At 49.2% G+C, this 26,991-nt stretch carries 29 protein-coding genes; 21 read left to right on the forward strand and 8 right to left on the reverse strand.

Annotated elements, in window-relative coordinates; all coding sequences use genetic code 11:
• Positions 1–134 precede the first annotated feature (134 nt).
• Entirely contained in the window at positions 135–1,364 is a 1,230-nt protein-coding gene (locus ACOQOZ_RS12040) for a polyhydroxyalkanoate depolymerase (protein ID WP_420588413.1), read from the forward strand.
• 114 nt (positions 1,365–1,478) lie between these two features.
• Here ACOQOZ_RS12040 and ACOQOZ_RS12045 read toward each other — a convergent pair whose 3' ends face one another.
• Positions 1,479–2,138 (reverse strand): hypothetical protein, encoded by a 660-nt coding sequence (locus ACOQOZ_RS12045; protein WP_420588414.1) that lies wholly within the window; start codon positions 2,136–2,138, stop codon positions 1,479–1,481.
• A gap of 150 nt (positions 2,139–2,288) precedes the next feature.
• On the opposite strand from ACOQOZ_RS12045, the gene smrA reads away from it, so the two are divergent.
• Complete coding sequence (smrA, locus tag ACOQOZ_RS12050) at positions 2,289–2,885, forward strand: DNA endonuclease SmrA (protein WP_420588415.1); 597 nt, start codon at positions 2,289–2,291, stop codon at positions 2,883–2,885.
• A 38-nt stretch (positions 2,886–2,923) separates the two neighbouring features.
• Here smrA and ACOQOZ_RS12055 read toward each other — a convergent pair whose 3' ends face one another.
• Positions 2,924–3,718 carry a transporter substrate-binding domain-containing protein gene (locus tag ACOQOZ_RS12055; RefSeq protein ID WP_420588416.1) on the reverse strand — a complete coding sequence of 265 codons (795 nt, stop codon included), beginning with the start codon at positions 3,716–3,718 and terminating at the stop codon, positions 2,924–2,926.
• 165 nt (positions 3,719–3,883) lie between these two features.
• On the opposite strand from ACOQOZ_RS12055, the gene gmk reads away from it, so the two are divergent.
• The 10 genes from gmk to hepT all read left to right on the forward strand — a co-directional run bounded on the left by gmk (position 3,884) and on the right by hepT (position 10,654).
• On the forward strand, positions 3,884–4,528 hold the full coding sequence (gmk, locus tag ACOQOZ_RS12060; RefSeq protein ID WP_420588417.1) for a guanylate kinase: 645 nt from the start codon (positions 3,884–3,886) through the stop codon (positions 4,526–4,528).
• A 116-nt stretch (positions 4,529–4,644) separates the two neighbouring features.
• Complete coding sequence (gene rpoZ, locus ACOQOZ_RS12065) at positions 4,645–4,875, forward strand: DNA-directed RNA polymerase subunit omega (RefSeq protein WP_068655991.1); 231 nt, start codon at positions 4,645–4,647, stop codon at positions 4,873–4,875.
• Positions 4,876–4,892: 17 nt separating this feature from the next.
• Positions 4,893–7,013, forward strand: a complete 2,121-nt coding sequence (gene spoT / locus ACOQOZ_RS12070) for a bifunctional GTP diphosphokinase/guanosine-3',5'-bis pyrophosphate 3'-pyrophosphohydrolase (RefSeq protein WP_420588418.1) — start codon at positions 4,893–4,895, stop codon at positions 7,011–7,013.
• Positions 7,014–7,016: 3 nt separating this feature from the next.
• Positions 7,017–7,400, forward strand: coding sequence for a RidA family protein (locus ACOQOZ_RS12075; protein WP_419812158.1), 384 nt, complete (start codon positions 7,017–7,019; stop codon positions 7,398–7,400).
• An 81-nt stretch (positions 7,401–7,481) separates the two neighbouring features.
• The gene (locus ACOQOZ_RS12080) at positions 7,482–7,991 is read left to right on the forward strand and encodes an RNA methyltransferase (RefSeq protein WP_420588419.1); all 510 of its coding nucleotides are present in this window, start codon (positions 7,482–7,484) and stop codon (positions 7,989–7,991) included.
• Positions 7,992–8,134: 143 nt separating this feature from the next.
• Entirely contained in the window at positions 8,135–8,629 is a 495-nt protein-coding gene (locus ACOQOZ_RS12085) for an NYN domain-containing protein (RefSeq protein WP_420588420.1), read from the forward strand.
• Positions 8,630–8,744: 115 nt separating this feature from the next.
• Positions 8,745–8,960: a ParD-like family protein gene (locus ACOQOZ_RS12090; protein ID WP_420588421.1), complete on the forward strand. Its 216-nt coding sequence runs from the start codon at positions 8,745–8,747 to the stop codon at positions 8,958–8,960.
• 18 nt (positions 8,961–8,978) lie between these two features.
• Positions 8,979–9,755, forward strand: a complete 777-nt coding sequence (gene map, locus ACOQOZ_RS12095; RefSeq protein ID WP_420588422.1) for a type I methionyl aminopeptidase — start codon at positions 8,979–8,981, stop codon at positions 9,753–9,755.
• An 85-nt stretch (positions 9,756–9,840) separates the two neighbouring features.
• Positions 9,841–10,257: a type VII toxin-antitoxin system MntA family adenylyltransferase antitoxin gene (gene mntA, locus ACOQOZ_RS12100; RefSeq protein ID WP_420588423.1), complete on the forward strand. Its 417-nt coding sequence runs from the start codon at positions 9,841–9,843 to the stop codon at positions 10,255–10,257.
• The gene (gene hepT, locus ACOQOZ_RS12105) at positions 10,250–10,654 is read left to right on the forward strand and encodes a type VII toxin-antitoxin system HepT family RNase toxin (RefSeq protein ID WP_420588424.1); all 405 of its coding nucleotides are present in this window, start codon (positions 10,250–10,252) and stop codon (positions 10,652–10,654) included. The genes mntA and hepT overlap by 8 nt, the downstream gene beginning before the upstream one ends.
• A 22-nt stretch (positions 10,655–10,676) precedes the next feature.
• On the opposite strand, the gene ACOQOZ_RS12110 is transcribed toward hepT, so the two are convergent.
• Positions 10,677–11,276 carry a TetR/AcrR family transcriptional regulator gene (locus tag ACOQOZ_RS12110; RefSeq protein WP_420588425.1) on the reverse strand — a complete coding sequence of 200 codons (600 nt, stop codon included), beginning with the start codon at positions 11,274–11,276 and terminating at the stop codon, positions 10,677–10,679.
• A 218-nt stretch (positions 11,277–11,494) separates the two neighbouring features.
• On the opposite strand from ACOQOZ_RS12110, the gene ACOQOZ_RS12115 reads away from it, so the two are divergent.
• From ACOQOZ_RS12115 to ACOQOZ_RS12155, 9 genes are all read left to right on the forward strand, one after another.
• Entirely contained in the window at positions 11,495–13,321 is a 1,827-nt protein-coding gene (locus ACOQOZ_RS12115) for an acyclic terpene utilization AtuA family protein (RefSeq protein WP_420588426.1), read from the forward strand.
• A gap of 7 nt (positions 13,322–13,328) precedes the next feature.
• Entirely contained in the window at positions 13,329–14,957 is a 1,629-nt protein-coding gene (locus tag ACOQOZ_RS12120; protein ID WP_420588427.1) for an acyl-CoA carboxylase subunit beta, read from the forward strand.
• Between the two features lie 65 nt (positions 14,958–15,022).
• Entirely contained in the window at positions 15,023–16,180 is a 1,158-nt protein-coding gene (locus ACOQOZ_RS12125) for an acyl-CoA dehydrogenase family protein (protein ID WP_420588428.1), read from the forward strand.
• 262 nt (positions 16,181–16,442) lie between these two features.
• Positions 16,443–17,264 (forward strand): enoyl-CoA hydratase/isomerase family protein, encoded by an 822-nt coding sequence (locus tag ACOQOZ_RS12130; protein WP_420588429.1) that lies wholly within the window; start codon positions 16,443–16,445, stop codon positions 17,262–17,264.
• Positions 17,257–19,209 carry an acetyl/propionyl/methylcrotonyl-CoA carboxylase subunit alpha gene (locus ACOQOZ_RS12135; protein ID WP_420588430.1) on the forward strand — a complete coding sequence of 651 codons (1,953 nt, stop codon included), beginning with the start codon at positions 17,257–17,259 and terminating at the stop codon, positions 19,207–19,209. The genes ACOQOZ_RS12130 and ACOQOZ_RS12135 overlap by 8 nt, the downstream gene beginning before the upstream one ends.
• A 166-nt stretch (positions 19,210–19,375) precedes the next feature.
• Positions 19,376–20,260, forward strand: a complete 885-nt coding sequence (locus tag ACOQOZ_RS12140; RefSeq protein WP_420588431.1) for an SDR family oxidoreductase — start codon at positions 19,376–19,378, stop codon at positions 20,258–20,260.
• A gap of 6 nt (positions 20,261–20,266) precedes the next feature.
• Entirely contained in the window at positions 20,267–20,983 is a 717-nt protein-coding gene (locus tag ACOQOZ_RS12145; protein ID WP_420588432.1) for an enoyl-CoA hydratase/isomerase family protein, read from the forward strand.
• A 285-nt stretch (positions 20,984–21,268) separates the two neighbouring features.
• Positions 21,269–21,655: a hypothetical protein gene (locus ACOQOZ_RS12150; RefSeq protein ID WP_420588433.1), complete on the forward strand. Its 387-nt coding sequence runs from the start codon at positions 21,269–21,271 to the stop codon at positions 21,653–21,655.
• 37 nt (positions 21,656–21,692) lie between these two features.
• Complete coding sequence (locus ACOQOZ_RS12155; RefSeq protein ID WP_420588434.1) at positions 21,693–23,069, forward strand: class II fumarate hydratase; 1,377 nt, start codon at positions 21,693–21,695, stop codon at positions 23,067–23,069.
• A gap of 135 nt (positions 23,070–23,204) precedes the next feature.
• Here the strand turns inward: ACOQOZ_RS12155 and yjgA are convergent, their stop codons facing one another.
• The 5 genes from yjgA to ptsN all read right to left on the reverse strand — a co-directional run bounded on the left by yjgA (position 23,205) and on the right by ptsN (position 26,978).
• A complete protein-coding gene (gene yjgA, locus ACOQOZ_RS12160; RefSeq protein WP_420588435.1) occupies positions 23,205–23,726 on the reverse strand; it encodes a ribosome biogenesis factor YjgA in 522 nt (173 codons plus the stop codon).
• A 29-nt stretch (positions 23,727–23,755) separates the two neighbouring features.
• Complete coding sequence (gene mgtE / locus ACOQOZ_RS12165; RefSeq protein WP_420588436.1) at positions 23,756–25,108, reverse strand: magnesium transporter; 1,353 nt, start codon at positions 25,106–25,108, stop codon at positions 23,756–23,758.
• Between the two features lie 156 nt (positions 25,109–25,264).
• Entirely contained in the window at positions 25,265–25,534 is a 270-nt protein-coding gene (locus ACOQOZ_RS12170) for an HPr family phosphocarrier protein (protein WP_420588437.1), read from the reverse strand.
• A gap of 30 nt (positions 25,535–25,564) precedes the next feature.
• On the reverse strand, positions 25,565–26,425 hold the full coding sequence (gene rapZ, locus ACOQOZ_RS12175; protein WP_420588438.1) for an RNase adapter RapZ: 861 nt from the start codon (positions 26,423–26,425) through the stop codon (positions 25,565–25,567).
• Positions 26,426–26,519: 94 nt separating this feature from the next.
• Positions 26,520–26,978: a PTS IIA-like nitrogen regulatory protein PtsN gene (ptsN, locus tag ACOQOZ_RS12180; protein WP_420588439.1), complete on the reverse strand. Its 459-nt coding sequence runs from the start codon at positions 26,976–26,978 to the stop codon at positions 26,520–26,522.
• Between the last annotated feature and the right edge of the window lie 13 nt (positions 26,979–26,991).

Consider the following 26,991-nt stretch of genomic DNA (forward strand, 5'->3'; position numbering starts at 1 on the left):
TAACCAACAACATTCCCCACGGACAGGGGCCAAATGCGGCATTTGTCGTAATTTGGCGTCGAACGCCAGCAAGCACCCGACACTACGCTAAGCTCAATAACAACAACACCAACCCAGCCTTGGGGTGAGTAGCCATGCTTTATCGTTTAAATGCGCAGATCATGCATGCCATGCAGCCAATGCATGTTATGGCGCGCCAGACTCGTCAGTACCTTTATCAGCCGTGGAATCCTCTGAATTACACCTGGTTTTATAAAACCGTTCGCGCCTCGCTGGAGCTGTTTGAACGCCTGACCGACTATTACGAAGAACCGGAGTGGGAGCTGGATTCCACCCAGATTGATGGCCGCGAAGTTGGCATCGAATACAAAGTGGTGCTGGAGAAGCCTTACTGCAATCTGCTGCACTTCCGCCGTCGCACCCGTAAGCTGGAACCACAGCCAAAAGTGTTAATGATTGCGCCAATGTCCGGCCACTTTGCCACATTGTTGCGCGGCACTGTGCGGGAGTTTCTGCCGGATCATGAGGTATATATCACCGATTGGCGAAATGTCCGGGATGTGCCCGCCAGCGAAGGGGAATTCCACTTCGATGATTACGTCGAGTACCTGATCGAGTTCCTTAACAAGCTCGGCCCGGATACCCATGTTTTGGCGGTGTGTCAGCCATGTGTGCCGGCGATGGTAGCGGCCAGTGTGATGGCTGGCGATAAAAATCCGAATCTACCTTCCACGATGACGCTGATGGGTGGCCCGATCGATACCCGCATCAGTCCAACCGAAGTGAACGATTATGCTTCCGGTAAAGATCTTGAGTGGTTTGAGAAAAATGTTATCTGTAAGGTCCCACCGGGTTTTAAAGGTAAGGATCAACTGGTGTATCCGGGCTTTATTCAGCTATCCGGGTTTATGTCGATGAACATGGACAACCACATCAGCAAACATTTTAAATTCTTCAACGATTTAATTAAGGGTGACGGCGATAGCGCAGAAGCGCACCGGAAGTTCTACAACGAATACCTGGCCGTGATGGATATGCCTGCTCACTATTACCTCGATACCATTCGCAAGGTATTTCTCGAGCATCAGTTGCCTCGCGGAGAAATGGAATATCGTGGCGACAAGATCAATCTGAAGGCCATTAAGAATATGGCGTTAATGACGATTGAAGGTGAGCTCGACGACATCACCGGCCGAGGCCAGACAGGTTGTGCTCAGGAGCTTTGCAGTGGTATCGCCAAAAGCAAAAAGCTGCACTATGAAGCGAAAGGCGTGGGTCATTACGGTATTTTTAACGGCCGTAAATTCCGCGAATCCATCGCTCCGAAAGTAAAAGACTTTATGGTGAAGCATTCTCAGAACTGATTCTGGCAAGCAGACCAGAATAATCTGATCACAATAACCTGATCATAATAAAAAATGCCCGGCGATCCTGCCGGGCATTTTTTATTTTCAGGGTGCTGAAATCAGGATGCGGAATTACCAGCTATGGTAACCCTTGCGTAAGCCACCACGATGCTCATGCTCGTCGTAACTGTTTTTATGGTATTCCTCGTCATAACGATGGTGCTTATCGTGGTGCCAGCGCTTTTTGAATTTTGCTTTCATCGCCTGCCACTGCTGTTGCTGCTCTGACGTCAGAATACCCGCCATCGCCGAGTCAAACGTGGCACGTGCCTGCTGTCGCTGCTCCTGATCCATTGGCCACTGATATTGTTGCTTCTGAGCCGTCAGAGTCTGTTTTAACTGAGATTTCTGTTCGTCAGTCATATCCAGCTTACGCGCCAGTTTTTTCAGGCGTTTTTCCATCGCTTTATGACGTCGCTCAGTCATCAGGTTACGCGCCTGGGCACGCTGCTCTTTGGTCAGTACCTGCTGAATTTCCTGGCGCATTTGTTTCATTAACGCTGCGGCCTGCTGGTGGCGCTCATGACGCTGGCCTTTATCCTTCCTCATCTCATGGAACTGGTCCTGGTAGCGATCTTCGATCGCTTCGATTTGCTCTTCCTGCTGTTCCGTCAGATCCAGTTCTTCTTCCCAATCAATACCGCGCTGATGGCCACCAAACGCCATCGCCTGTACGCTGATCAGGGCACCTACAGCAAAGGTTGCCAGAGGCTGAATAAACATTTTCTTCATCACGTGTCTCCACGAGGTGTTAACTAAAGACCCGAGTTATATTACGACCCTAGAGTTATAGTTGTGTGCGAGAGCGCAAAGAAGTGTCACACCCTTCTGGCAGGCAGGATATAATGCCCATCGCGAGCACCAGATAGTTGAGTAGTCGGCATGAGCGACAACGAGTTAAATGAAGACGACCTGTTCCTGCAGGAAATGCAGGGAGTAAAACCGATACAGGCGAAAGAAAAAGTAGCCCTGGCCAAGGGCGATATCAGCAAGGCCAACGCCGCTGCACGTAAATTGGCAGCGGAAACCGAAGCCCCTAAAGAAGATAAAAACCATCTGCAAACCAGCGAAGTAAAGCGCGTTGGTCCACATGACATCATGGGCTTTAAGCGCCCGGGCATTCAGGATGGTGTGTTCCGCAAACTGCGGCTGGGAAAATACGAAATTGAAGCCCGGCTCGACCTGCACCGACGTACAGTAGAACAAGCCCGCAGTGAATTATTCCGCTTTATCCACGATTGTATGGATCATGATATCCGCTGCATTCTGGTGTTACCCGGCAAAGGCGACCGCAACATTAACGACCCGGGTATTCTTAAAAGTTATCTGGTGCACTGGCTGGAAGATCTGGACGATGTTCAGGCGTTTCATACCGCACAAAAGCATCACGGCGGCTCTGGCGCCTTTTACGTGTTGCTAAGAAAAAGTGAGCGAAAGAAACAGGAAGCCCGCGAGCGCTACAGCAAAGGTCGGCTGTAAACCTGAGCCTCCATAACGACCAGCATTCAGGTATTCCCTCAGTATGGAGTTCTGGCCTGCCAGCGCTCCAACGCTTGCTGCAGAAACTGCTGCATAACACCTTGCTGCTGCGCCTGCTCTAATATTTTTGCCAATCTGGCTCTGAGCTCCGGGGTGTTACATTCCGATCGTTTGGATACCGTCAGAAATAAGTCCTCACTGCTGACTGCATTCGTTAACGGCTCAATCCTCTCTAACAGGCCGAGCTCAGCAGCATACGCGCGGGCAGGCTGGTCCTCATAAAGAAAGTAATCGATCCGTTCCCCCAGCAGCATTCGCAGCCCCTGCGCCAAACGCCCGGCTTCATGAATATTCAGATGAGCAGCCGCGTACTCATCAAACTTCTGACCAAAGCTGTTGTTAATCACAGTCACGCCGGATTTACCCACCAGATCTGACCAGTTCTCAAACTTAAAGGGGTGGTTTTTACGCACCCAGACCGATGTGCGGGTGCGCTGAAATGGTGGTTGAATGTAGTCCATGCGGTAACTTCTGGCTTCGGTATAAAACGCACCGGAAAGCAGATCAATATTGCCTTCCGCCACCTCTTCCTGCACCCGTCCCCAAGGGCCAAGGTATTTCACCTGAATCTCAATATTCAGCTGTTTTGCCACGTAATCCATCAGTCGGGGAATTGCACCATGCATCTCAGTGGTGGTTTCACTGGCGCGCCACAGATACGGCGGATACTCGGAATTGCCACTGGCAATCAGGCGCGAGCAATCTTTGGCGGCGGCCAGCGGCAGCCACAACGCAACAATCAGGCTTAGCAGAATACGAGTGAATGAGAGCACCTTGTGCTCCTTTGTTATTAAGAACTTAGCATTAGTTATAGACGCCCACACAACAAAGCTCTAGATAATGGCGCGCTAATATCTCATCCGTATAAACCTCCCCCAGAACAAGGACTGTCAGTTATACTTTGTTCTTCGAAGCAAACTCAGACACAGCAACTTCCCATGACCGACGCAAAACAATCCCGCTTTACCGGTACTCTGTTTATCTTTTCTGCACCTTCTGGCGCGGGTAAAACCAGCCTGGTAAAAGCACTGCTGGAGAACACCTCGTACATTGGTGTTTCGGTTTCCCACACCACTCGCGCTCCACGTCCGGGTGAAGAGAACGGCAAAGACTACAACTTCGTCAGTCAGGATGAGTTTAAAGCGCTGATTGAGCAGAATGCGTTTCTCGAACACGCTCAGGTTTTCGATAACTTCTACGGCACCTCACAGCGCTGGGTTGAACAGGAGCTGGAAGCCGGTCGCGATGTTATTCTGGAAATCGACTGGCAAGGTGCGCAACAGGTTCGCCGCCTGATGCCTGACGCTGTTACTCTCTTTATTCTGCCACCTTCCATTGAAGAACTGGAAAAACGCCTCAGCAATCGCGGCCAGGACAGCGACGAAGTCATTGCCCGCCGCATGCGCGATGCCCAAAGCGAGATGAGTCATTACGCTGAGTTTGATTACCTGATCGTCAACGACGACTTTGAAAACGCCCTCGAAGAACTGCGCGCGATTGTTATTGCCCGCCGCCATCGTCTGAGTGCACAACAGGCGCATCACCAGCAGACGCTTGAAGCATTGCTGGCACCACGTGCATAAATTGCCCTCTGGCGCTTAAAAAACATTCAAATTCCCGCTCAGGCTCTTCCCTTACGGCGGGAATTAACTAAAATGTCCGGTTCGAAGTTTCAGAATCCATAATTGTAGGAATCCAAATGGCACGCGTAACTGTAGAAGACTGCTTAAACAACGTTGATAACCGCTTTGAGCTGGTAATGCTGGCAACCAAACGCGCTCGTCAGATTGCCGTTCAGGGTGCTGAGCCACTGGTTGAAGAAGAAAACGACAAGCCAACAGTACTGGCTCTGCGCGAAATCGCAGAAGACCTGGTAACTCCAGAAAGCATGGCGGCTCAGGAAGCTGCTGAACGCGCTGAAGAATACTAAGAGGCAACTGGCAAACAGTGCCCACCCTTGATTCTTTAGAAGAGCGGCTTGCGCAGTATCTGAGCCCCAGCCAGATCAAACAAGTAAGCCGCGCTTATTACTACGCAGAACAAGCCCACGAAGGTCAGCGTCGCCGCAGTGGCGAACCCTATATCATCCATCCGTTAGCCGTGGCTAACATCCTCGCCGATATGAACCTCGACCATCAGAGTCTGATGGCCGCCATGTTGCACGATGTGATTGAAGACACTGGCATCCCAAAAAGTGCACTCGCCAAGCAATTTGGTGATGTAGTAACGGATCTGGTGGATGGCGTTTCCAAGCTGACCAACATCCATTTCGAAAGCAAAGAAGAGCAACAAGCCGAAAATTTCCAGAAAATGGCGATGGCCATGGCGAAAGATATTCGCGTCATTCTGGTAAAACTGGCTGACCGTCTTCATAACCTGCGCACCCTGGGGTCATTACGCCCGGAAAAACGCCGCAGAATTGCTCGCGAGAGTCTCGATATTTATGTCCCGATTGCTAATCGCCTGGGCCTGAATGACATTCGTGTAGAAATGGAAGAGCTGTGTTTCGAAGCCGTATACCCAATGCGCTCCGGACTGATCGCCAAAGCTGTAAAAGCCGCGCGTGGTCACCGTTCAGAAATGGTCGACAACATTTCCTCAGCGGTGCGCAGCAAGTTGACCGAAGCCAATATTCAGGCTCGAGTGGTTGGCCGGGAAAAACACCTGTCTAGCATCTACAACAAGATGCGCGAAAAACGTAAGTCACTGGCTGACATCATGGATGTGTATGGATTCCGCATCATTACTGATTCAGTTGACGACTGCTACCGCATACTCGGCGCCATGCATGCCCTGTACAAGCCTATTCCGGGCCGCTTTAAAGACTATATCGCGATCCCGAAAACCAACGGCTACCAATCGCTGCACACCACTTTAATAGGTATGGCTGGTGTACCGATTGAAATTCAGATCCGCACCGAAGAGATGGAAGCCATGGCTAACCATGGTATTGCCGCTCACTGGTTGTACAAATCGGAAAGTGATCAGACCAGCGGAACGCAACGTGCGCGACAGTGGGTTCAAAACCTGCTTGAATTACAAAAAAATGCCGGTAGCCCAATCGAATTTGTTGAACACGTAAAAGTCGACCTGTTTCCGGAAGAGATTTACGTATTCACGCCGAAAGGCAAAATCCTCGAGTTACCGGCCGGTGCAACCGCCGTCGATTTTGCTTATGCCGTTCATACCGACGTGGGTAATCGCTGTATTGCCTGCCGTATTAACCGCCAGCTGGCACCGTTAAGCGCCAAACTGCAAAACGGCCAGACCGTGCAGGTTGTCACCGGGCCGAATTCCAGTCCAAATCCGGCCTGGCTTAATTTTGTTGTTACCGGCAAAGCACGCTCGAACATCCGTAATTATCTGAAGAACCAGCGTCGCAGCGAATCCGTTTCTCTGGGCGAGCGCTTATTAAATAAAGCGCTAAATGATCTGGGTAAATCCATCAGCGATATCGATCAGCAACACGTGGACCTGGTGCTGAAAGAAACCGGATTAGAAACATTCGACGATATTCTCGAAGAAATTGGCGCAGGCAATCGCATGGCACCAATTCTGGCACGCCGGTTACTGGTGGCGAATAAAGATACCGACATCGATCTTGATGCATTTGAACAGTCACCACTGGCCATTCGTGGTACTGAAGGGTTGATCGTCAGTTTTGCCAAGTGTTGTAGCCCGATTCCGGGTGACGCCATTGTTGGTCATTCGAGTTCAGGCCGCGGCCTGGTGGTGCATACCGAAGCCTGTAAAAACGTCGAAGAGTTTCGCGATAATCAGGAAAAATGCGTCATTCTTTCCTGGGATAAAGACATCGACAGTGAATTCACCGTCGACCTCAAAGTGTTCCTGGAAAATCGTCGTGGCATCGTGGTTGAGCTGGCATCTGCTATCAATCAGGCGGACGCCAATGTTGAACAGATCAGTGTCGAAGAACGCGACGCACGACTGAGTGTTACTCACTTAAAAGTCAGCGTTCAGGGGCGTCGTCACCTCGCTCGTGTTATTCGCCGCCTGCGCAATATTCATGGCGTAAATAAAATCGTACGAAGTAAAAATAAGGATTAATGTATGGCTCGCGAAATTATCGCTACCGAAAATGCTCCGGCAGCAATTGGTACTTACTCACAGGCAGTAAAGGTCAATAATACCGTTTACCTGTCTGGCCAGATTCCTCTGGTACCAGCCACCATGGAAATGGTTGATGGTGATATTGAAGCGCAGATCCATCAGGTATTTAAAAACCTGACAGCAGTATGTGAAGCCGCTGGCGGCAAACTGCAGGACATCGCTAAACTGAATATCTTCCTGACCGATCTGAGCAACTTCGCGACCGTTAACCAGGTGATGGCTCAGTATTTCGAACAGCCATATCCGGCACGCGCAGCTATTGGTGTTGCTCAACTGCCGAAAGATGCTGGCGTTGAAATGGATGGCATTTTAGAGCTGGGTTAATTTTCCAGCCCTGCCATTACCAAGCCCCGACGGTCTCAACTTTCGGGGCTTTTTATTGCCATCAGATTTTCCAGGCTAATTATGAGCAAAGCTAAAATCACCATCGGTTTAACCAACCCGAAAAGCCCATCCAATGTCGGCTCTGTGATGCGAGCGGCTGGCTGCTTTCAGGCCGACGAGGTGTATTACACCGGAAAGCGCTACGACATTGCGGCTAAATTCAGCACTGACACCCGTAATATGAGCGATAAAATTCTGCTCGAAGGCGTGGAATCGCTAATTGAATGTGCTGACCCTGATGCCAGAATTGTGTGCGTCGAACTGGTAGAAGGTGCAACCTGCTTACCTGATTTCAAACACCCGGAAAACGCCCATTATATTTTTGGCCCGGAAGATGGAAACATCAGTCAGGGCATTATCGATCAGGCTGATGAAGTTGTTTATCTACCAACAGTTGGCTGTTTGAATCTGGCAGCGACGGTAAATATTGTTTTATATGATCGCGTAGCCAAAGCGGATTTAAGTTTTGCCGGAGATGAATTAATACGCTCCAGCCGCGATGTGAATAATCGCGCGAAAGTTAAGTGTTAAACCCCTTAGATGATGGAATGCTATCGTGTGTTCTTTCAATAGCAGCAACAGGATGTTGCGGTAGCGCGGCAGGGCCAGGGATGGCCCTTCGGCGCGGCGGCTGAAAGAATTCCGATAGCATTCTACCTATTCAGAGAAAAACTATGCCCACCGAAAAAGTCGTTATTCTGGTCGACGTGCAAAACATTTATTACACCTGCCGCCAGGGCTTTGGCCGCAACTTCGACTATAACCAGTTTTGGAAAATGGCAACTCACAGTGCGGACGGAACACAGCGCGAAGTGGTTAAAGCCATCGCTTACGCTGTCGATCGGGGCGACGAGAAACAAAAACAGTTTCAGAATATTCTTCGGGCGATTGGCTTTCAGGTAAAGCTCAAACCCTATATTCAGCGTGCTGATGGCACCTCCAAAGGCGATTGGGATGTCGGCATCACGTTAGATGCGATGGAATACGCACCAGAAGCTGACTCTGTAGTATTAGCTTCCGGCGACGGTGACTTCGGTATTCTGGTGCAACGTATGCAACACAAGTTCGATACACACGTGGAAGTGTATGGCGTGGAGCAATTAACAGCGGATTCGCTAATCAGTGCCGCCAGTCACTACGTTCCGATTAAAGACAACTTATTACTCTAGCCTTCCTCACCTCCAGAGCACCACATCAGCAGGTGCCTCTGACACACTTGCCAACCCAGATAGAGAAATATACGATTCATATACGTTTCGTATATTTACTTGTTATTGGTGTTTTATGGGCATTCTGAAAATCTCTGACGAACTGCATGAAGAGGTCCGCAAATCGAGCGCCGTTATGTCGCGTTCCATTAATTCCCAGGCGGAGTTCTGGATTAAGATGGGCATGCTGGCCGAACTGAATCCGGATCTGACCTTCCAGCAGATTATTCAGCAACAGCTGAAGTCCCAGAACCTCGATACTGAAAAGTTCGACCTGAGGCAGCTCGCCTGACTCTTTGGAGAAAATGACATGCAAGCCAATCAGGTAACGATCAAATCTGCAAAAGAAATCGAATTAATGCGCGACTCCGGGCGCTTATTAGCTCGGGTTTTTGCCATGCTTGATGACTTTATAAAGCCGGGGATTACAACCATGGCGATCAACGACGAAGTCGATCGTTTTATTACCCAGGAGCTAAACGCCCGCCCGGCCAGCAAAGGCCAATACGATTATCCCTACACACTCAACAGCTCCGTAAATGAAGTGGTGTGTCACGGCATGCCCAACACCACTCATCCGTTAAAAAGCAGCGATATCGTCAATATCGATATAACTCTGGAGAAGAACGGTTTTATCGCCGATTCCAGCAAAATGTACGTGATGCCAGACGCCTCACCCGCTGCCCGCAAACTGGTTAAGACAACCTATGAAGCCATGATGGCTGGCATCCAGCAGGTAAAACCCGGCGCCCGTTTGGGTGATATTGGTTTTGCCATCCAGAGCCATGTAGAGAAACAAGGCTATAGCGTGGTGCGTGATTATTGCGGCCATGGCATTGGCCGGGAAATGCACGAAGAACCTCAGGTGATGCATTACGGCAGAAAGGGAACAGGGTTGGAACTTAAACCGGGAATGACCTTCACCATCGAGCCAATGATTAATCAGGGCACCTTTAAGACCAAAACTAAAAAAGATGGCTGGACGGTAATCACCAAAGATAAAAAGCTGTCTGCTCAGTGGGAGCACACCATTCTGGTGACGGAAGAAGGTTTTGAGATTCTGACGTTAAGGGATGAAGAGAAATAGATAGCCAGGCACGATTAAACATCCATTTCAGCCAGCGCCTGGTTATTGCTAAGATAAGATCATTCTTAAATATTCGCGGCTCAATATGACAGCGCCTCAATCAGATACACAACAGCTCTGTGATTACATCATCCAGCTCCTGCCAAAGGCCGAGCTGATTTACCTGTTTGGCTCTCATGCGAATGGACAAGTAAGGCAGGATAGCGACTACGACCTGGCCGTATTACTTCCTGAACATCTTAACAATATCGAGCGCTGGGAGTTGGCTCAGCAGCTGGCTGGTAAGCTTGGTAAAGATGTCGACCTGATCGACCTTAGGCAAGCATCCCCGGTTCTGCGCATGCAGATTATTGATCAGGGCAGACTGATTTCAGGCGATAAAAACACAGCAACAGCTTTTGAAATGCAAAGCTTCAGCATGTACGGCAATCTTCAGGAGAGCCGTGCTGCAATTATCTCCGACTTCAAACAACAATTAACTCAGGAATCCAAGCATGGATGACGTTGTTCTAAACAAACTTTCAACGATTCAACGTTGCCTGCAGCGCATTCATGAAGAATTCGATGGCGATGAGTCCGGGTTCCGTACCAACTTCACCAAGCAGGATTCCGTGATTCTCAACCAGCAGCGCGCTTGTGAAGCCAGTATTGATATCAGCAATGTACTGATTCGCCAGCAACGCCTGGGCATTCCACAATCAGCGCGAGATAGTTTTGAATTAATAGAAAAAGCCGGAGTTATCTCTGCCGGACTATCAGAAAAGCTGAAACGGATGGTTGGCCTGAGAAATATCGCGGTGCACGATTATCAGGCATTAAACCTCGATATTGTGGTCTCTGTTGTTAAAAACCACCTGAATGACTTTGAAGAGTTTTCGTCGGTTATCGCAAAACTCTGAGGCTATTTCACCACCAGATTTACTATTTTACCGCCAGGCTAAGCGCATATTCCGCCAACTGCTCCAGCGTCATTTCGCCATCCGGTTTATACCAGTTGGTGGTCCAGCTTAATGCGCCGGTTAAGAAACGTCGCAGAATAAAGGCGTCGATCTGAACCATACCTGCTTTGCGAGCCTCTTCTAAGGTATCCAGCCACAGCTGCTCATAGGCATCGCGCAATGCCAGAATATGCTTTTGGCTATCCGGTTTTAATGAGCGCCATTCATACACCAATACACTCATAGCTTCGCCGGTTTCACCCAGAATCGACTGCAGCTCACAACGAACCAGCGCCAGCACTTTATCGCGCGGGTTATCCGCCTGAGCCAGGGCTTCCTGCATCAAAGCGGTGTTCAGCGTGATGGTTTCTTCCATCACTGCCTGAAGAATGGCTTCTTTTGATTTGTAGTGGTGAAACAGGCTACCCGACTGAATGCCAATCTCAGCCGCCAGGTCACGTACAGTCGTACGCTCATAACCTTTGTTTTTAAACAGGCGTGCGGCAGCAACCAATAACCGGCCTTTGGCGCTGTTCGGGTCAGTAATCTGGCCCTGATCAATCAATTGCTGCACTAAGCTCATATCTCGTTTATTCCAACTAACTATCCAGAAAACCGCCGGATTATCGCGCAAAGCGCGCTGGTGATCACTTACTAAAGCGCGTTAACACGACCAATTGGCGGTTTAGTTTCATTGTAACCATGAATTAGGGATTTACAAACCAAGCGCTTGCTTGGTAGTCTGTTTCACCAGTTATTAAGAAGAATCCCGATCGTCAACCAATGGGATGGGAAACAGGTATGAGCAAAAGCATTCGAATCGGCTGTGCATCGGCCTTCTGGGGTGATACCGGCGCCGCCGCTCACCAGCTGGTGAATCAGGGCAAACTGGATTATCTGGTGTTTGATTATCTGGCTGAGGTCACCATGTCGATCATGGCCGGTGCCCGCCTGAAGAACCCGGAAGCGGGTTTTGCCCCGGATTTTGTCCAGGTGCTGAAGCCATTGCTGCCAACCATTGCCGAGCAAGGCATTAAGGTTGCCAGTAATGCTGGCGGTATCAACGTATCTGGTTGTGCACAGGCGCTGCAGGCTGTGATCGATGAAGCAGGTTTAGACCTGACCGTCGCAGCGGTTGAAGGCGATAACCTGACCATGAATCAGGCTCAGTTCGCTGAAGCCGGTGTCACCGAGATGTTCTCCGGTGTCGAACTGCCGGGTAAATGTCTGAGCGTTAATGCTTATTTAGGAGCTCCTTCTGTCGCCCAGGCGCTGGCCGCTGGGGCTGATATTGTAATTACCGGTCGTTGTGTCGACTCTGCCGTAGTACTTGGCCCACTGATGCATGAGTTCAGCTGGCAGGCCACCGACTACGACAAACTGGCTCAAGGCTCTCTGGCAGGTCACATCATTGAATGTGGCGCCCAATGTACCGGCGGTAACTTCACCGACTGGCAATTGGTTTCTGCAGGTTATGCCAATATGGGCTTCCCAATTGTTGAATGCTCCGAGGACGGCAGTTTTATTGTTTCCAAACCGGATAACACCGGCGGTCTGGTTTCCACTCACACCGTTGGCGAACAGCTGTTGTACGAAATTGGCGATCCGGCAAACTATTTATTGCCCGACGTTAGCTGTGATTTCAGCCAGGTTAATCTGGAACAGGTTGGCGACAACCAGGTGAAAGTCAGCAACGCCAAAGGCCGTGCTCCAAGCGATCAATATAAAGTGTCAGCCACTTATATGGACGGCTTCCGCTGTACCGCCACTTTTATGATTGGTGGTCGTGAAGCAGCGCAAAAAGGCCAGTCTGTTGCCGATGCAATTATTCAACGCGTTAGCTTCCTGCTGAATATGCAGAAATTCGACGGCTTTAAAGATAAAAACATCGAAATTCTTGGCAGCGAGAGCACTTATGGTGCCCAGTCCGCTGGTGCAAGCAGTCGAGAGGTCATCGTAAAAATTTCGGTACAACATGACGATAAACGTGCTTTGGGGGTTTTCGCCCGTGAAATCGCTCAGGCAGCAACGGCTATGGCGCCGGGCATTACCGGTTTGGTTGGTGGCCGTCCGAAACCAAGCCCAAGCATTCGTTTATTCTCATTCCTGTGGCCAAAAGATCAGGTGCCTGTCAGCATCAAGCTGATAAAGTCTGAGCAGAGCCAGGATGTTGTCATCAACACCAACAGCCAACTGGAAGCAGCCACGACCCGAATTAATCCGGAAAATAACGCCGAAATTGCTGCGCTAACCGATGAAGTACCGCTGATTAATCTGGCGGTTGCCCGCAGTGGCGATAAAGGTAATCACTGCAATATTGGTGTAATGGCACGTGAAGCTGAATACATACCTTATATTCAGCAGGCATTACGCTCGGAGGCTGTTTCTGAATATTTAAGCCATTTATTAGATGACCAGAGCAGTGCCACTAATCTGTTCGAACTGCCGGGTTTAAATGCCTACAACCTGCTGCTGGAAAATGCGTTAGGTGGCGGTGGTATCGCCAGCCTACGTATTGATCCACAAGGTAAAGCCGCAGCCCAACAACTGCTGGATATGCCGGTTAAAGTGACTGCAGAAATCGCCGCAAAAGCGACCTCGGCTTACAACGAATTAATAAATAAGTGAACTTTTTATGACTCATTTATCTTCAGATATTGATAGCAACAGCTCTGAATTTCAGGCCAACCGCGATGCCATGCTGGCGGCGCTGGAAGAGTTTCGTAGCATCGAACAAAAAGTGCTGGAAAAAGCTCAGCAGGCGCAGGAAAAATTTCATAAGCGCGGCAAGTTATTACCCCGCGAACGCCTGAATTTGTTATTAGATCCGGGCTCTGAATTTATCGAGCTGTGCTCACTGGCTGGCTTCCGTATGCACGACGATAAAGACGGCAGCGCAGCAGGCGGCGGTATTATCGCAGGCCTGGGTCATATCGCCGGAATTCGTTGTGTGATTCAGGTAAATAACAGCGCCATTAAAGGCGGCACTATTTCTCCTGCTGGCCTGGATAAGACATTACGTATTCAGGAAATCGCCCGTGCTAACAAATTACCACTGGTAACCCTGGCAGAAAGTGGCGGCGCTAACCTGAACTACGCAACTGACGTATTTGTTCCGGGTGCTCAGGCATTTGCTAACCAGGCACGTTTAAGTGCAGCGGGCATTCCACAAGTAACCGTTGTTCACGGTAATGCTACTGCCGGTGGTGCTTACCAGCCGGGTTTATCCGATTACGTCATTGCCGTTCGTGGTAAAGCAAAGATGTTTTTGGCTGGTCCTCCCCTGCTTAAAGCAGCCACCGGTGAAATTGCCACCGACGAAGAGTTAGGCGGTGCAGAATTACACGCACTGGACGCTGGTACTGCAGATTATCTGGCGGAAGACGATGCCGATGGTATTCGTATTGCTCGCGAAGTGATGCAATCCATTCCATGGAACGAACAACTACCTGTTCAAAACGAGGCACAATTTGAAAAGCCACTGTACTCACCAGAAGAATTAATTGGTGTGGTACCAGCGGATTCTAAAACGCCTTACGACGTACGTGAAATTGTTGCCCGCATCGCTGACGGCTCCAAATTCCAGGACTTTAAACCAGAGTTCGATAACCAGACTGTGTGTGGTTTCACCCATATTGGTGGTAAAGCCTGCGGCATTATTGGTAACAATGGCCCAATCACTGCAAAAGGTGCAAACAAAGCTGCACAATTTATTCAGCTGTGTAACCAGAGCAATATCGCTCTGTTATTCCTGCATAACACCACCGGCTTTATGGTGGGTACCGAATCCGAGCGTAACGGCATTATTAAACACGGTTCAAAAATGTTGCAGGCAGTAGCCAATGCGACTGTGCCAAAAATTTCTATCGTTGTTGGTGGTTCTTACGGTGCCGGTAACTACGCAATGTGTGGCCGTGGCTTAGATCCTCGCTTTATTTTCGCCTGGCCGAACAGCAAAACTGCGGTTATGGGTGGTGCGCAAGCCGGTAAAGTTCTGCGTATTGTGACCGAAGAAAAGCAATTAAAAATGGGGATGGAACCGAATCAGGAGCAACTGGATCAGCTAGAGCAAATGACCGCTGCAAAACTGGATGCTGGTTCGACCTCCCTGTTTGGGACCGCACGCCTGTGGGACGACGGTTTAATTGATCCACGTGATACCCGTCGACTGATGATTCATCTGTTAGATATTTGTGACAAAGAGAAGCAGCGCGCTTTGAACAACAGCATCCAGACCAATAGCTTTGGTGTGGCGCGTTTCTAAGACTTAAACAACGAATTTAATTTAAAAATTTTAAATAGCAGTACCCAGCTAAAACGGAGCAAACCATGATCCTGACACAAGAACATAAAGAGCTGAAACGTACCGTCCGCAATTTTGTGGAAAACGAAATTAATCCATACGTTGAGCAGTGGGAAAAAGAAGGTATTTTCCCGGCCAAAGAACTGTTCAAAAAGATGGGCGACCTGGGCCTGCTGGGTATCAGTAAGCCGGAATCTGCTGGCGGTATGGGCTTAGATTTCTCCTATGAAATGGCTGCAGCCGAAGAGTTCGGTGGCATTTTATGTGGCGGCGTACCCATGGCGATTGGCGTTCAAACCTGTATGGCAACTCCGGCGCTGGCACGTTTTGGTTCTGACTATGTAAAAGAAACCTTCCTGGCACCCGCAGTTGCCGGTGATATGGTCGCCTGTATTGGTGTAAGTGAACCGGGCGCAGGTTCTGACGTTGCGGCCATTAAGACCACCGCAGTAAAAGACGGCGATGACTACATCATTAACGGCACAAAGATGTGGATCACCAACTCCACTCAGGCCGATTTTGTTTGCCTGTTAGCCAACACCTCTGACGACAAAGCCCACAAAAACAAATCTCTGATTGTTGTACCTCTGGATCTGGAAGGCGTTAGCTTCTCAGAGAAACTGGACAAGCTGGGCATGCGTTCCTCTGATACCGCGCAAATCTTCTTCGACAATGTACGTGTACCGCAGAAGAACCTGATTGGTTCCGAAGGCGCTGGTTTTATGATGCAGATGATGCAATTCCAGGAAGAGCGTATGTACGTTGCCGCTATGTCGCTGAAAGCGATGGAAGTGTGTGTCGACAGCACCATCGAATACACCCGCGAGCGTCACACGTTTGGCCAGCCAGTTCTTAATAATCAGGTAGTTCATTTCCGTTTAGCTGAATTGCAAACTGAAATTGAATCGTTACGTTGCATGGTTTATCAAGCCTGCGAAGGTTATTTGAATAAGGAAGATATGACGCGCCTGGCTTCTATGGCGAAATTAAAATCTGGTCGTTTATCTCGTGAAGTTACCGATGCCTGTATGCAGTACTGGGGTGGTATGGGCTTTATGTGGGACAACGTGGTTGCACGTTTCTACCGTGATAATCGTCTGGGTTCCATTGGCGGTGGTGCCGATGAAATTATGCTGGGCATTATTTGCAAATATATGGGTATTTTGCCTACTCGTGCGAAGTAACCCATAAACAATAACAGTGATTCGATTCAACTTTACCAGGACGCACAAGTACTTCCCTGTAGCTCTCTGATGCCATCCTTGGCATCAAAGCCTGGCTTCAGTTAAATCGAATCACTGTTATCGATTACTCAACCTGCTGGGAGAGTTATTTAAGACAACCGCTGGCGCCATGGATGGTGGCAACGAGCCTACAGGGATGTATTAACGGCGTGTTGGCGTAATAACTCTCACCGCAGGTGGAAACCTTAGAATTGGTAAAGTCATGACCGAGCTAACACAAAACTTTAATACGCTGGAAATTATCGATCAGCAACCACTGCTGACGGTACGCCTGAATCGTCCAAAGCTGGCAAATGCTATGAGCCTGGAAATGGTCACGGAATTAGTTGCCGTGATGGAAGCTGTAAAAAACAGCGGCCACCGGGTGTTATTAATTGAAGGTGCTGGCGATCACTTCTGCGCCGGTGGCGATATTAAAGATATGCAAAACGCCGGTGGTGACTCACAAAAACTGCGCGATTTTAACCGCGCATTTGGTCACATGATCGAAACAGCTGACCAGTTACCAGCTGTCGTGATCTGTTCATTAAAAGGCGCAGTAATGGGCGGTGGTTTTGGTCTGGCGTGTGTCAGCGATTATGCCGTAGCAGATAGCAGCGCTCGTTTTGCTTTACCAGAAACGTCTCTCGGAATTATTCCAGCACAAATTGCTCCGTTTGTGGTGAAACGTATTGGTATGACACAAGCACGTCGTTTAGCCCTGCTGGGCCAGAAAATTGGTGCAGCCGAAGCGTTAAACTTAGGTTTAATCCACCAGCTGGCCGACTCTGCTGAGCAACAACAAGAACTGATTCAGCAAGGTATCAAGTCGGCACTGAAATGTGCGCCGCAAGCAACGGCCAATACCAAGGCGTTGCTGCACGCTGTAAATAACAGCGTCGATACAGAAAATGGTAAAACTGTCACAGAATTATTAGATCAGGCTGCCGATGATTTTGCCGCAGCCGTGGTCAGCGAAGGGCGTGAAGGCGCCAAAGCCTTTATGGAAAAACGTAAACCGAATTGGGCTTCTGAAGATGTTTAATAAAGTACTAGTTGCAAACCGTGGTGAAATTTCCGCGCGTGTTATCCGCACCGCTAAAGCACAAGGTTACCGTACCGTTGCGGTATTCTCCGAAGCAGACCGGGAAGCGCCTCATGTACAGGCTGCTGATGAAGCCGTTTGTATTGGTCCGGCAGCGGTTGGTGAAAGTTATTTATGTGCTGATAAAATTTTAGCCGCAGCAGCTAAAACCGGCGCAGATGCTATTCACCCGGGTTACGGTTTTTTATCAGAAAATTCTGAGTTTTCTCAGGCTGCAGAAAAAGCCGGTATTGTATTTATTGGCCCAACCGCTTCCGCTATCGAATTAATGGGAAGCAAACGCCAGTCTAAAATAGCCATGATTGAAGCTGGTGTGCCTTGTATCCCTGGCTACGAAGGTGCAGATCAATCTGATGACGTACTGAAAAAAGCAGCGTTAGAAATTGGCATGCCTGTGATGTTAAAAGCCAGCGCCGGTGGCGGTGGCCGTGGTATGCGTCTGGTGACGGATGCTGACACGCTGGACGAACATATTCGCTCTGCCCGCTCGGAAGCACAAAATGCTTTTGGCAGCGGTGAATTAATTATCGAAAAAGCCGTGATGCAACCGCGTCATATCGAAATTCAGGTGTTTGCCGATACCTTCGGCAATACTATTTATCTGGGTGAGCGTGATTGCTCGGTACAACGTCGTCACCAGAAAGTGGTTGAAGAAGCACCGTCCCCATTTGTTGATGAAGACCTGCGTAAAACCATGGGTGAAGCCGCCGTTGCCGCAGCGAAAAGCTGTAATTACCGCGGCGCGGGTACCGTAGAGTTTCTGGTCGACAGTGAAAAGAATTTCTACTTCCTGGAAATGAATACTCGTTTACAAGTAGAGCACCCGGTAACTGAATTAATTACCGGTCTGGATTTGGTAGCGCTGCAATTACAGGTTGCCGCTGGAGAACCACTGGGTTTAACCCAGGACGATATCCAGTTAAACGGCCATGCTATGGAAGTGCGTTTATACGCCGAAGATCCTGCTAATAACTTTGTACCGCAAACCGGTGAGCTATTGCTGTGGAATCCAGCAGACGCTGAAGACGGTTTACGTATCGACAGCGGAATCAAACAAGGCCAAACGGTAACGCCACACTACGATCCCATGCTGGCGAAATTAATCAGCTTTGGTGATAACCGCGAACAATCCCGCCGCCGCCTGGTACGTCTGGTAGAAGATTCCAGCTTATTGGGCATTCAGGATAACCGTGCTTTCCTGGCGGACTGTTTAAAACATCCTGAGTTTATTGCTGGCGAAGCAACCACGGCATTTATTGCCGAACATATGGAAGCTTCGGATTGCATGCAGCCGTTAAAGGCACAGCCAGAAGATATTGCACTGGCCGCGTTAATTCTGAATGCACCAGACGGTTTCCATAACAATGCGCTGGGCATTCGTTTCGGTAAGATTGCTCATAACGACGATGTGATAGAAGTTGAAATTCAGCAGGATCGAGCTGATCGCGGTTTAATTAATGTAAAACTGGTCTCAACTGAAGAAAGCTTCTCGCTACGCACGATTTCCCGTGACAGCCACCAGCTGCGTTATGAGTTAGATGGCATACAGAAAACCATCAGCTTCGTTCAGTCTGCCGAAAATGAATGCTGGATCGATACCACCCGCGGTAACTTATTCCTGCGTGACGTTACTCTGATTTCTGCCAGCGCTCAGGCCGGTGGTTCCGATCAGGTTCGTGCTTCGATGGACGGCGCCATGATCGCAGTACTGGTCGAAGACGGTCAGCAGGTTGAACAAGGGCAAACCCTGGCCGTGCTGGAAGCGATGAAGATGGAGCACCCGTTAAAAGCAGGCGTTAGCGGCACAGTTAAAGAAGTACTGGTTAATGAAGGTGATCAGGTTAAAGGTCGTCAGTTATTAATTCAGTTAGAAGAATCAGAATAAAACGGGTAACGAACGTATTACTTTTTGCCGCCGCATAGAAGGCACATCCCTGTGCCTGCTATGCTACCGCAACATCCTGTTGCTGCTTTCAAAAGCAATACATCCCTCACCCTTAATAATTACTCGATAAGTTGCTTTGCGCGACTTGAAAGAACAGGTAAACACAATGGCTAACTTAAACAACAAAACCATTATTATTACCGGCGCCAGCCGTGGTATCGGTCGTGAAATTGCGCTGACCTGCGCCCGTGATGGCGCCAACATTGTGATTGCGGCCAAGTCTGACGAGCCACATCCAAAACTAAAAGGCACCATCCACAGCGTTGCCAAAGAAGTAGAAGAAGCCGGCGGCCAGGCATTAGCGGTTAAAGTTGATGTTCGTTCCGAAGAAGATGTGGATAACCTGATTGCCAAAACCGTTGAGCGTTTTGGTGGTATCGATGTGATCATTAACAACGCTGGTGCTATTGCGTTAGCCGGTGTTGAAATGACGCCTCTGAAAAAACTCGACCTGATGATGCAGGTGAACTTCCGTGCAGTGTTCCTGCTAAGCCAGAAAGCATTGCCACATCTGAAAAAATCCGAACAAGGTCATATTTTAAGCCTGTGTCCGCCACTGGATCTGGATCGCCGCTGGCTGCGTAATCACTCGCCATACACCTTAACCAAATACGGTATGTCGATGCTGACTCTGGGTATGTCGGACGAATTTAAGCGTTACGGTATCGCGGTGAACGCTCTTTGGCCACGTACTGTCATTCACACGGATGCTACCTCGTTTGGTGGTAAACAATCTTTCGACCGCGCCCGTGGTCCAAAAATTATGGCCGATGCCGCTTATGCTCTGCTGCAAAAAGCCGATCGTGAAGTCACTGGTCAGCTGCTGATTGATGAAGAGTTTCTGCGCAGTGAAGGCGTAACGGACTTTGACCAATTCCGCGCCAACCCGGAAAGCGATAAAACCGATTTAATGCCGGATTTATTTGTACAGGAACCAGAAGCTTATGTTCGCGGTACAGTGCCACCGCTGGCTGGTTTAGAAGACGAGTAATTGCCGATGTCATTACTGAGCCTTAAAAACGAAGGAAAAGTTGCCATTATCTCGATGGATAATGGCAAAAACGCCAACAACCTGGAGTTCGCTCAGGAACTGTTGGCGCTGCTGAAAGACGTAGAAGCGGAAAAATCCAACAAGGCATTAATTCTGACTTCCAGTGATGAAAAGAACTGGAGCCAGGGCATTGATGTAATGTGGCTGATGACCAGTGTTCAGGGCGGTAAGCGCGACGACGTTAAAGCGTTTTTATCCACCATGGATGAAATCTACACCCTGATGATGCAATACCCGATGCCAATTATCGCCGCGATTAACGGCCACACCTTTGGCAACGGTATTGTGATCGCAGCCGCCTGTGATTTCCGTTTTATGCGTTCGGATCGTGGTTACGTGTGTTTCCCGGAAGTGGATATGAATATCCCATTTGTGCCGGGTTTAATCGACGTCATTCTGAAGGCTGTGCCAAAGCATAAGTTTAACGATATGATTCTGACTGGCCGTAAGATGAGTGCCGATGAAATGGCAGATGCCACTTTCATCGACAAAACTTTCGACTCGGTTGAAGCGCTGCAACAAGGTGCACTGGAGTTTGCTAAAACCTTTAGCAAAAGCCGCCCTATCTTTGCTGAACATAAACGTCGATTGCACAAACCTGTGCTGGAAGCGTTAGCGGAGAAAAACCCGCCGGTAATCGAAGAACTGAAGATTTTACTCTAATTCTGAGCAAGTTCTTCACAGCAAGACAATACAGCCACCTATGGGTGGCTGTATTGTTTCCGGGAAACACTACCGCCCTTCTTAATAAGCCTCTTTACAACACTCTTTCACAGTCTCCCTCTAAGCTGCACTTTTCCGAACAATTCTCCAAACTTACTCCCACAGAAATTCAGTATTCACATCGCTCGTTATTCTGCTCCAGACTTTCGCCTTACTTGACTATTACAGCGCCACGCCATATAAATACGATCAATTATCATTTAGATCTATCTAAAGGTGTGCCCGATGGAACCTGAAAAAAGCACAGCAGACGACGACATTACTCCTTTTGCCAGGCAACTGCGCAACAAGATCCGCCATGCTCAGGAACCTGATAACCCCTGCCTGTTAATGACGTGGTTTAACCTCGAAGAAAGCGAATGTATTCACTGTGATAGCGAGCAGCAATGGCTGCGCTATAAATCCTCAGTTGAACTGTTACTCGATACATTTACGGACGAACTCAACCCGGCTCACTGGCGGGCATTGTGCCTTGATAACCTGATTAGACCACTCAGCTGCCTGCAACGTTTGGTGCAAAGTGATCGGCAGGCTCTGGAACTGCGCCAGTTATTACAGGAAGTCAGCACCCTTTCTCATTACTTCACACCCAATTTTTCACAGTCCCATTAATTTCAATTTATTAACCAGAATCGATTAAGGAATTCTTATGACCACACGTATTGAACGCGACAGCATGGGCGAACTGGAAGTGGCTGAAAATGCTCTATATGCCGCTCAGACTCAGCGCGCGATCAACAACTTCCCGGTCAGCGGCCAGAGTATGCCTCAGCCGTTTATCCGTGCTTTATTGTTGGCAAAAAAAGCAGCGGCACAAGCAAACACCAAGCTGGAACTGCTGAGCGCCGATACCGGTGCGGCTATTTGCAAAGCGGTTGATGAAGTATTGGGCGAAGACGGTTACATGAAACACTTCCCGGTCGACGTGTTCCAGACCGGCTCCGGTACCAGCTCGAACATGAACGCTAACGAGGTACTGGCTACGCTGGCAACCCGCACGGCTGCCGAGCCAGTTTCTCCAAATGACCACGTAAACTATGGCCAGAGCAGTAACGATATTATTCCATCCAGCATTCACATCAGTGCAGCTCTGGAAATTAATGAGAAGCTGATTCCTGCACTGACTTACCTGGCCGACGCCATCAAAGCCAAAGCGGCAACGCTGAAAGATCAGATCAAAACCGGCCGCACCCATCTGATGGATGCGATGCCTGTGCGTATGGAACAGAGCTTACTGAGCTGGGCGACTCAGATTGATCAGAACATTGAAGCCATCAAAAACACCCTGCCAATGCTTCAAAGCCTGGCGCAAGGCGGTACTGCGGTTGGCACAGGTATTAACGCGCACGAAGATTTCGCTGAGAAGTTTAACCAGGAACTGACCGAGCTGACCGGCGTGAAATTCACTAAAGCCGCTAACCTGTTCACCCACATCGGCACCCAGGACATCGCAGTATCTGTATCGGGTCAGCTGAAAATGACAGCGGTTTCGCTGATGAAAATCGCCAACGACCTGCGCTGGATGAACTCAGGCCCACTGGCTGGTCTGAGCGAAATTGAGCTGGAAGCACTGCAGCCGGGTTCTTCCATCATGCCGGGGAAAGTAAACCCGGTTATCCCGGAAGCCACTGCCATGGTTGCGGCTCAGGTTATGGGTAACGACACCACCATCACCGTTGCTGGTCAGTCGGGTAACTTTGAGCTGAACGTGATGCTGCCACTGGTTGCCCGCAACCTGTTGGAAAGCATCGAGCTGATTGCTAACGTGTCTCGCCTGCTGGCAGACAAAGCCATCAGCAGCTTTAAAGTGAACGAAGACAGCCTGAAGCAGGCTCTGTCGCGCAACCCGATTCTGGTTACGGCTCTGAACCCAATCATTGGTTATTTAAAAGCGGCTGAAATTGCCAAGCAGGCCTATAAAGAAGGTCGCCCTGTGATTGATGTAGCGCTGGAGAATACCGATCTGTCGCGCGAAGAGTTAGAGCGCCTGCTGGATCCGGCCAAACTGACTCTGGGTGGGCTGTAACTACTTTTTAGTGGCTATGAGCAGAGAGTGTTTTTCGAGAGCAGCAACAGGATGTTGCGGTAGGATCAAGGGCCAGGGATGGCCCACTGATCCGGCGGAAGAAAAATATTCCTGCCATAGCTAAAGCTCAGGAGTTTAAAGCATCGTTTCCTTAATAAACTGAAACAACTTCTTATAGCCTGCACCCGGCTTCGGTGGCTCGGAGCTCATTTCCTTACTGGCATTACGCACCAGATTGCGCAAATGCTGACGATCCACATGCGGATATTCATCGATAAAAGCATTCATCGCCTTGGCGTCTTTCACCAAACGTTCGCGCCACCTTTCCATCTGGCCGACACGGCGTCCGAAAGCTTCACTGGAAGGATCCAACAGATCAACCTGATGCTGCACCAGCTCCACATCTTCATCGCGCATCAGCTTACCGATATATTGCAGATGACGACGCTTAGCTTCGTTATGCTTCAGACGCTTACTTTCAACCAGTGCATCCAGCAACACTTCCTTGATCGTCAGCGTTTGCCATTGGTTGGCATTTAATTCCGTCAGACGTTTGCCCAATTCCTGCAGACGATCCATCTCACGTTTCATTTCAGTTTTACTGACGATTTCGTATTCGATTTCTTCTTCGTCGAACGAATCTTTTTTTCTAGCCATGATGATATCCGGATAACAGTAGGCTGGCGTTACAGATAAAAAATAGTCGCCAGACCAAGGAAAGAAAGGAAGCCAACTACGTCAGTGACGGTTGTCAGAATTACCGAACCGGCCAACGCCGGATCAATTCCCTGAGCTTTAAGAATCAGGGGTAATGCTGCGCCGCTAATCGCAGCAACAAATAAATTAATAATAATAGCTGCGCCAATAATGCTGGCGATGATCGGATCTTCAAACCAGACCAGAGTAATCAGGGCAATCACGATGGCCCAGAGCACGCCATTAATTCCGGCGACCACCAATTCCCGATTAAATAACCAGCGGAAGTTTGCACCACTTAAATGACCGAGCGCCTGACCACGGATCACCAGTGTTAATACCTGGCTACCGGCGATACCACCCATACTGGCAACGATGGGCATTAATACCGCGAGCGCCACGACCTGCTCAATGGTTTTATCGAACAAACCAATCACAGCCGAGGCAATAAAGGCGGTGATTAAATTAATACCAAGCCAGACTGCACGACGGCGACTGGTTTTCATGGCGGGGGCAAAGGTATCTTCTTCTTCATCCAGACCTGCCATGCTCATCAATGAATGATCAGCGGTTTCGCGGATAACGTCGACCACATCGTCAATGGTGATACGGCCGAGCAAAATACCCTCGGCATCCACGACCGGAGCCGATACCAGATCGTGACGTTCGAAGACTTTCGCCACTTCCGTTTCATGCTGGTCAGCGTGAATAATTTTGCTGTCGGTATTCATGACTTCCCGAACGGTTTGGTTCGGGTCGCTGACCAAAAGCTTATTGATTGGCAGAACACCAATAAATTCATTCTGACGGTTAACCACCAGCAGGTTATCGGTCATATCCGGCAGCGTTTTATGCCGACGTAAATAACGCAGCGTCGCTTCCAGAGTGATATCCGGACGAATCGTGACGGTGTCGGTGTTCATCAGACCACCGGCACTGTCCTCCGGGTATTCCAGAATCGTTTCAATGCGCGAACGATCCTGCTGGTCCATCGAACGCAGAACCTGCTGCGTAACCCGCTCGGGTAATTGCTGCAGAATGTCAGCAACATCATCGGTGTCGAGGTCAGCGGTTACGTCAGCAACTTCCTCGGCACTCATGTCACTTAAGAAGTGGCTTTGCAGCTCGTCGCTCAAGTGTTGAAGAACTTCACCCTCAGAGTCTTTATCAACCAGCTCCCAGAGAATCTTCCGCGCCTTTGGAGGGGAAGCTTCAATCAGGTGAGCGATATCCACCGGCGCCATTGAATTGAGCATGCGACGAACTTTCGCCAGCGCACCACTTTCCAGTGCGGCGGTGAGGCTGTGTAACTTAGCTTTTGCCTTTTCCGTCTGCTGCGCCATGATCAAACTCTGAGCGGGTGAATGGATACAATCAACCTGCCCGTGATAAACCGGAAGGGTGATTGCGGAGGGATACTTTGAATTCTAGCCTGAATGTCTCTGCGAGACCATGAAACTACTCGCAAAAATCTTTGTAGTGATTTGATTTAGGGGGAATTATTCGTCTTCGTCAAAACGGCGATTAATCAGATCAACCAAGGCATCAATGGCTGCTTCAGAATCACTGCCATCGGCATGCAGCTCGATATCGGTGCCTTTGCTGGCCGCTAACATCATCACCGCCATGATACTTTTGCCATCAACCATACGGTCTTTGTAGCCCACTTTAATCTGGCTGGAAAAGGCAGAAGCCGTAGAAACCAGCTTAGCAGCAGCACGGGCATGTAACCCCAGCTTGTTGATGATAGTAATTTCGCGGCAGATCATTCCCGAACTCTCTTTTCCTTCATTGCAGGGTTATTCGATAAACCCTAATTCTCTGTGACGTACCTGAACATTAGCAAACAACTGGCGGAACTGCTCTGTAAGCCGTTCAGCAACAAATACCGAGCGATGCTGCCCACCGGTACAACCAATAGCAATGGTCATATAACTGCGATTGGCATCAATAAATGCTGGCAGCCAGTTGCCCACAAAATTGGCAATATCCGTTTTCATTTTCTGAACTTCTTCTTTGGAGCTGAGGAAGTCCTGAATTTCCTGATCCTGGCCGGTGTACTGACGCAATTGAGGGTCCCAATAAGGGTTCGGCAGATTACGTACATCAAATACATAATCAGCATCCTTCGGAATGCCGTACTTAAAACCAAAGGATTCGAACAGAATCGCGATGTCATCGTCAGTTTTGTCGGCAACACGCTTTTTAATCAGAGAACGCAGCTCGTGTACTGACATACTGGTGGTATCCAGCGTCAGGTCGGCGATATTCACAATCGGGTCGAGTAATGCTTTTTCTTTTTCAATGGCTTCAGCGAGAGAAACGGAGTCGCTGGTCAGAGGATGTTTACGACGGGTCGCACTGAAACGCTGCAATAACACGTCGTCAGCCGCATCCAGATACACCACGTCTAACTGATATTCTTCTTTCGGGAGACTGTGCAGGACTTCCTGTATCTGCTCAAAGGTATGAGCCAGATTCCGGGCATCAACACTCACGGCAACTTTAGCCAGACGCTCTTCATGATGGGTCTCCATCACCAGGTCGTCGAGCAATCCAATCGGCAGGTTATCGATACAATAAAAGCCAAGATCCTCAAGTACGTGCAAAGCACTGGACTTTCCAGAGCCAGAACGTCCACTAATCACAACTAAACGCATGAAAGTTCCCTTATGTTGAGCCTGAGTACTCAGACCCGATTACGACGAATAGTTCAGGTATAGCAGCTATTTATTGCCTGAGTATGAATTATGCTCAGATAGCTTTTAAAGCTCGTTGATAAAGTTGTTTACTGTCTGGCGCATTTCGTAACGCCTGGCGGAATTCTGCTTCACTGAAGTTGCGCGCCAGCATCGACAGCACTTGCAAGTGCTCGTCCGTTGCCTCTTCCGGCACTAACAATGCAAACACCAGATCAACCGGCTGACGGTCAATCGCATCGTAGTCGATGGCTTGCTCCAGCCGTAATAATACACCGAAGGCCTTATCACACGCCGGTAAGCGGCAGTGCGGAATCGCAATTCCTTCACCAATGCCAGTGCTTCCTAAGCGTTCACGATTGAGTAACCGCTCAAAAATATCGTCCGCCGTGCTGGCGGGCAATTGTCTGGAAATTTGTTGCCCCAGATATTCCAGTAATTTTTTCTTACTGGAAACCGATACATCAATTTCCGCACATTCAACGCTTAGGATATCGCCAATACCAGAGCTCATGATAAGACCTTAC

The organism is Bacterioplanoides sp. (assembly GCF_965219715.1).
Taxonomy (GTDB): Bacteria; Pseudomonadota; Gammaproteobacteria; order Pseudomonadales; family Oceanobacteraceae; genus Bacterioplanoides.

What these genes read in the sequence shown, in the direction of transcription:
- ACOQOZ_RS12040 (WP_420588413.1), top strand. Translation starts at nt 135, where the DNA reads ATGCTTTATCGTTTAAATGCGCAGATCATGCATGCCATGCAGCCAATG.
- ACOQOZ_RS12045 (WP_420588414.1), bottom strand. Translation starts at nt 2,138, where the DNA reads ATGAAGAAAATGTTTATTCAGCCTCTGGCAACCTTTGCTGTAGGTGCC.
- smrA (WP_420588415.1), top strand. Translation starts at nt 2,289, where the DNA reads ATGAGCGACAACGAGTTAAATGAAGACGACCTGTTCCTGCAGGAAATG.
- gmk (WP_420588417.1), top strand. Translation starts at nt 3,884, where the DNA reads ATGACCGACGCAAAACAATCCCGCTTTACCGGTACTCTGTTTATCTTT.
- rpoZ (WP_068655991.1), top strand. Translation starts at nt 4,645, where the DNA reads ATGGCACGCGTAACTGTAGAAGACTGCTTAAACAACGTTGATAACCGC.
- ACOQOZ_RS12075 (WP_419812158.1), top strand. Translation starts at nt 7,017, where the DNA reads ATGGCTCGCGAAATTATCGCTACCGAAAATGCTCCGGCAGCAATTGGT.
- ACOQOZ_RS12080 (WP_420588419.1), top strand. Translation starts at nt 7,482, where the DNA reads ATGAGCAAAGCTAAAATCACCATCGGTTTAACCAACCCGAAAAGCCCA.
- ACOQOZ_RS12085 (WP_420588420.1), top strand. Translation starts at nt 8,135, where the DNA reads ATGCCCACCGAAAAAGTCGTTATTCTGGTCGACGTGCAAAACATTTAT.
- ACOQOZ_RS12090 (WP_420588421.1), top strand. Translation starts at nt 8,745, where the DNA reads ATGGGCATTCTGAAAATCTCTGACGAACTGCATGAAGAGGTCCGCAAA.
- map (WP_420588422.1), top strand. Translation starts at nt 8,979, where the DNA reads ATGCAAGCCAATCAGGTAACGATCAAATCTGCAAAAGAAATCGAATTA.
- mntA (WP_420588423.1), top strand. Translation starts at nt 9,841, where the DNA reads ATGACAGCGCCTCAATCAGATACACAACAGCTCTGTGATTACATCATC.
- hepT (WP_420588424.1), top strand. Translation starts at nt 10,250, where the DNA reads ATGGATGACGTTGTTCTAAACAAACTTTCAACGATTCAACGTTGCCTG.
- ACOQOZ_RS12110 (WP_420588425.1), bottom strand. Translation starts at nt 11,276, where the DNA reads ATGAGCTTAGTGCAGCAATTGATTGATCAGGGCCAGATTACTGACCCG.
- ACOQOZ_RS12115 (WP_420588426.1), top strand. Translation starts at nt 11,495, where the DNA reads ATGAGCAAAAGCATTCGAATCGGCTGTGCATCGGCCTTCTGGGGTGAT.
- ACOQOZ_RS12120 (WP_420588427.1), top strand. Translation starts at nt 13,329, where the DNA reads ATGACTCATTTATCTTCAGATATTGATAGCAACAGCTCTGAATTTCAG.
- ACOQOZ_RS12125 (WP_420588428.1), top strand. Translation starts at nt 15,023, where the DNA reads ATGATCCTGACACAAGAACATAAAGAGCTGAAACGTACCGTCCGCAAT.
- ACOQOZ_RS12130 (WP_420588429.1), top strand. Translation starts at nt 16,443, where the DNA reads ATGACCGAGCTAACACAAAACTTTAATACGCTGGAAATTATCGATCAG.
- ACOQOZ_RS12135 (WP_420588430.1), top strand. Translation starts at nt 17,257, where the DNA reads ATGTTTAATAAAGTACTAGTTGCAAACCGTGGTGAAATTTCCGCGCGT.
- ACOQOZ_RS12140 (WP_420588431.1), top strand. Translation starts at nt 19,376, where the DNA reads ATGGCTAACTTAAACAACAAAACCATTATTATTACCGGCGCCAGCCGT.
- ACOQOZ_RS12145 (WP_420588432.1), top strand. Translation starts at nt 20,267, where the DNA reads ATGTCATTACTGAGCCTTAAAAACGAAGGAAAAGTTGCCATTATCTCG.
- ACOQOZ_RS12150 (WP_420588433.1), top strand. Translation starts at nt 21,269, where the DNA reads ATGGAACCTGAAAAAAGCACAGCAGACGACGACATTACTCCTTTTGCC.
- ACOQOZ_RS12155 (WP_420588434.1), top strand. Translation starts at nt 21,693, where the DNA reads ATGACCACACGTATTGAACGCGACAGCATGGGCGAACTGGAAGTGGCT.
- yjgA (WP_420588435.1), bottom strand. Translation starts at nt 23,726, where the DNA reads ATGGCTAGAAAAAAAGATTCGTTCGACGAAGAAGAAATCGAATACGAA.
- mgtE (WP_420588436.1), bottom strand. Translation starts at nt 25,108, where the DNA reads ATGGCGCAGCAGACGGAAAAGGCAAAAGCTAAGTTACACAGCCTCACC.
- ACOQOZ_RS12170 (WP_420588437.1), bottom strand. Translation starts at nt 25,534, where the DNA reads ATGATCTGCCGCGAAATTACTATCATCAACAAGCTGGGGTTACATGCC.
- rapZ (WP_420588438.1), bottom strand. Translation starts at nt 26,425, where the DNA reads ATGCGTTTAGTTGTGATTAGTGGACGTTCTGGCTCTGGAAAGTCCAGT.
- ptsN (WP_420588439.1), bottom strand. Translation starts at nt 26,978, where the DNA reads ATGAGCTCTGGTATTGGCGATATCCTAAGCGTTGAATGTGCGGAAATT.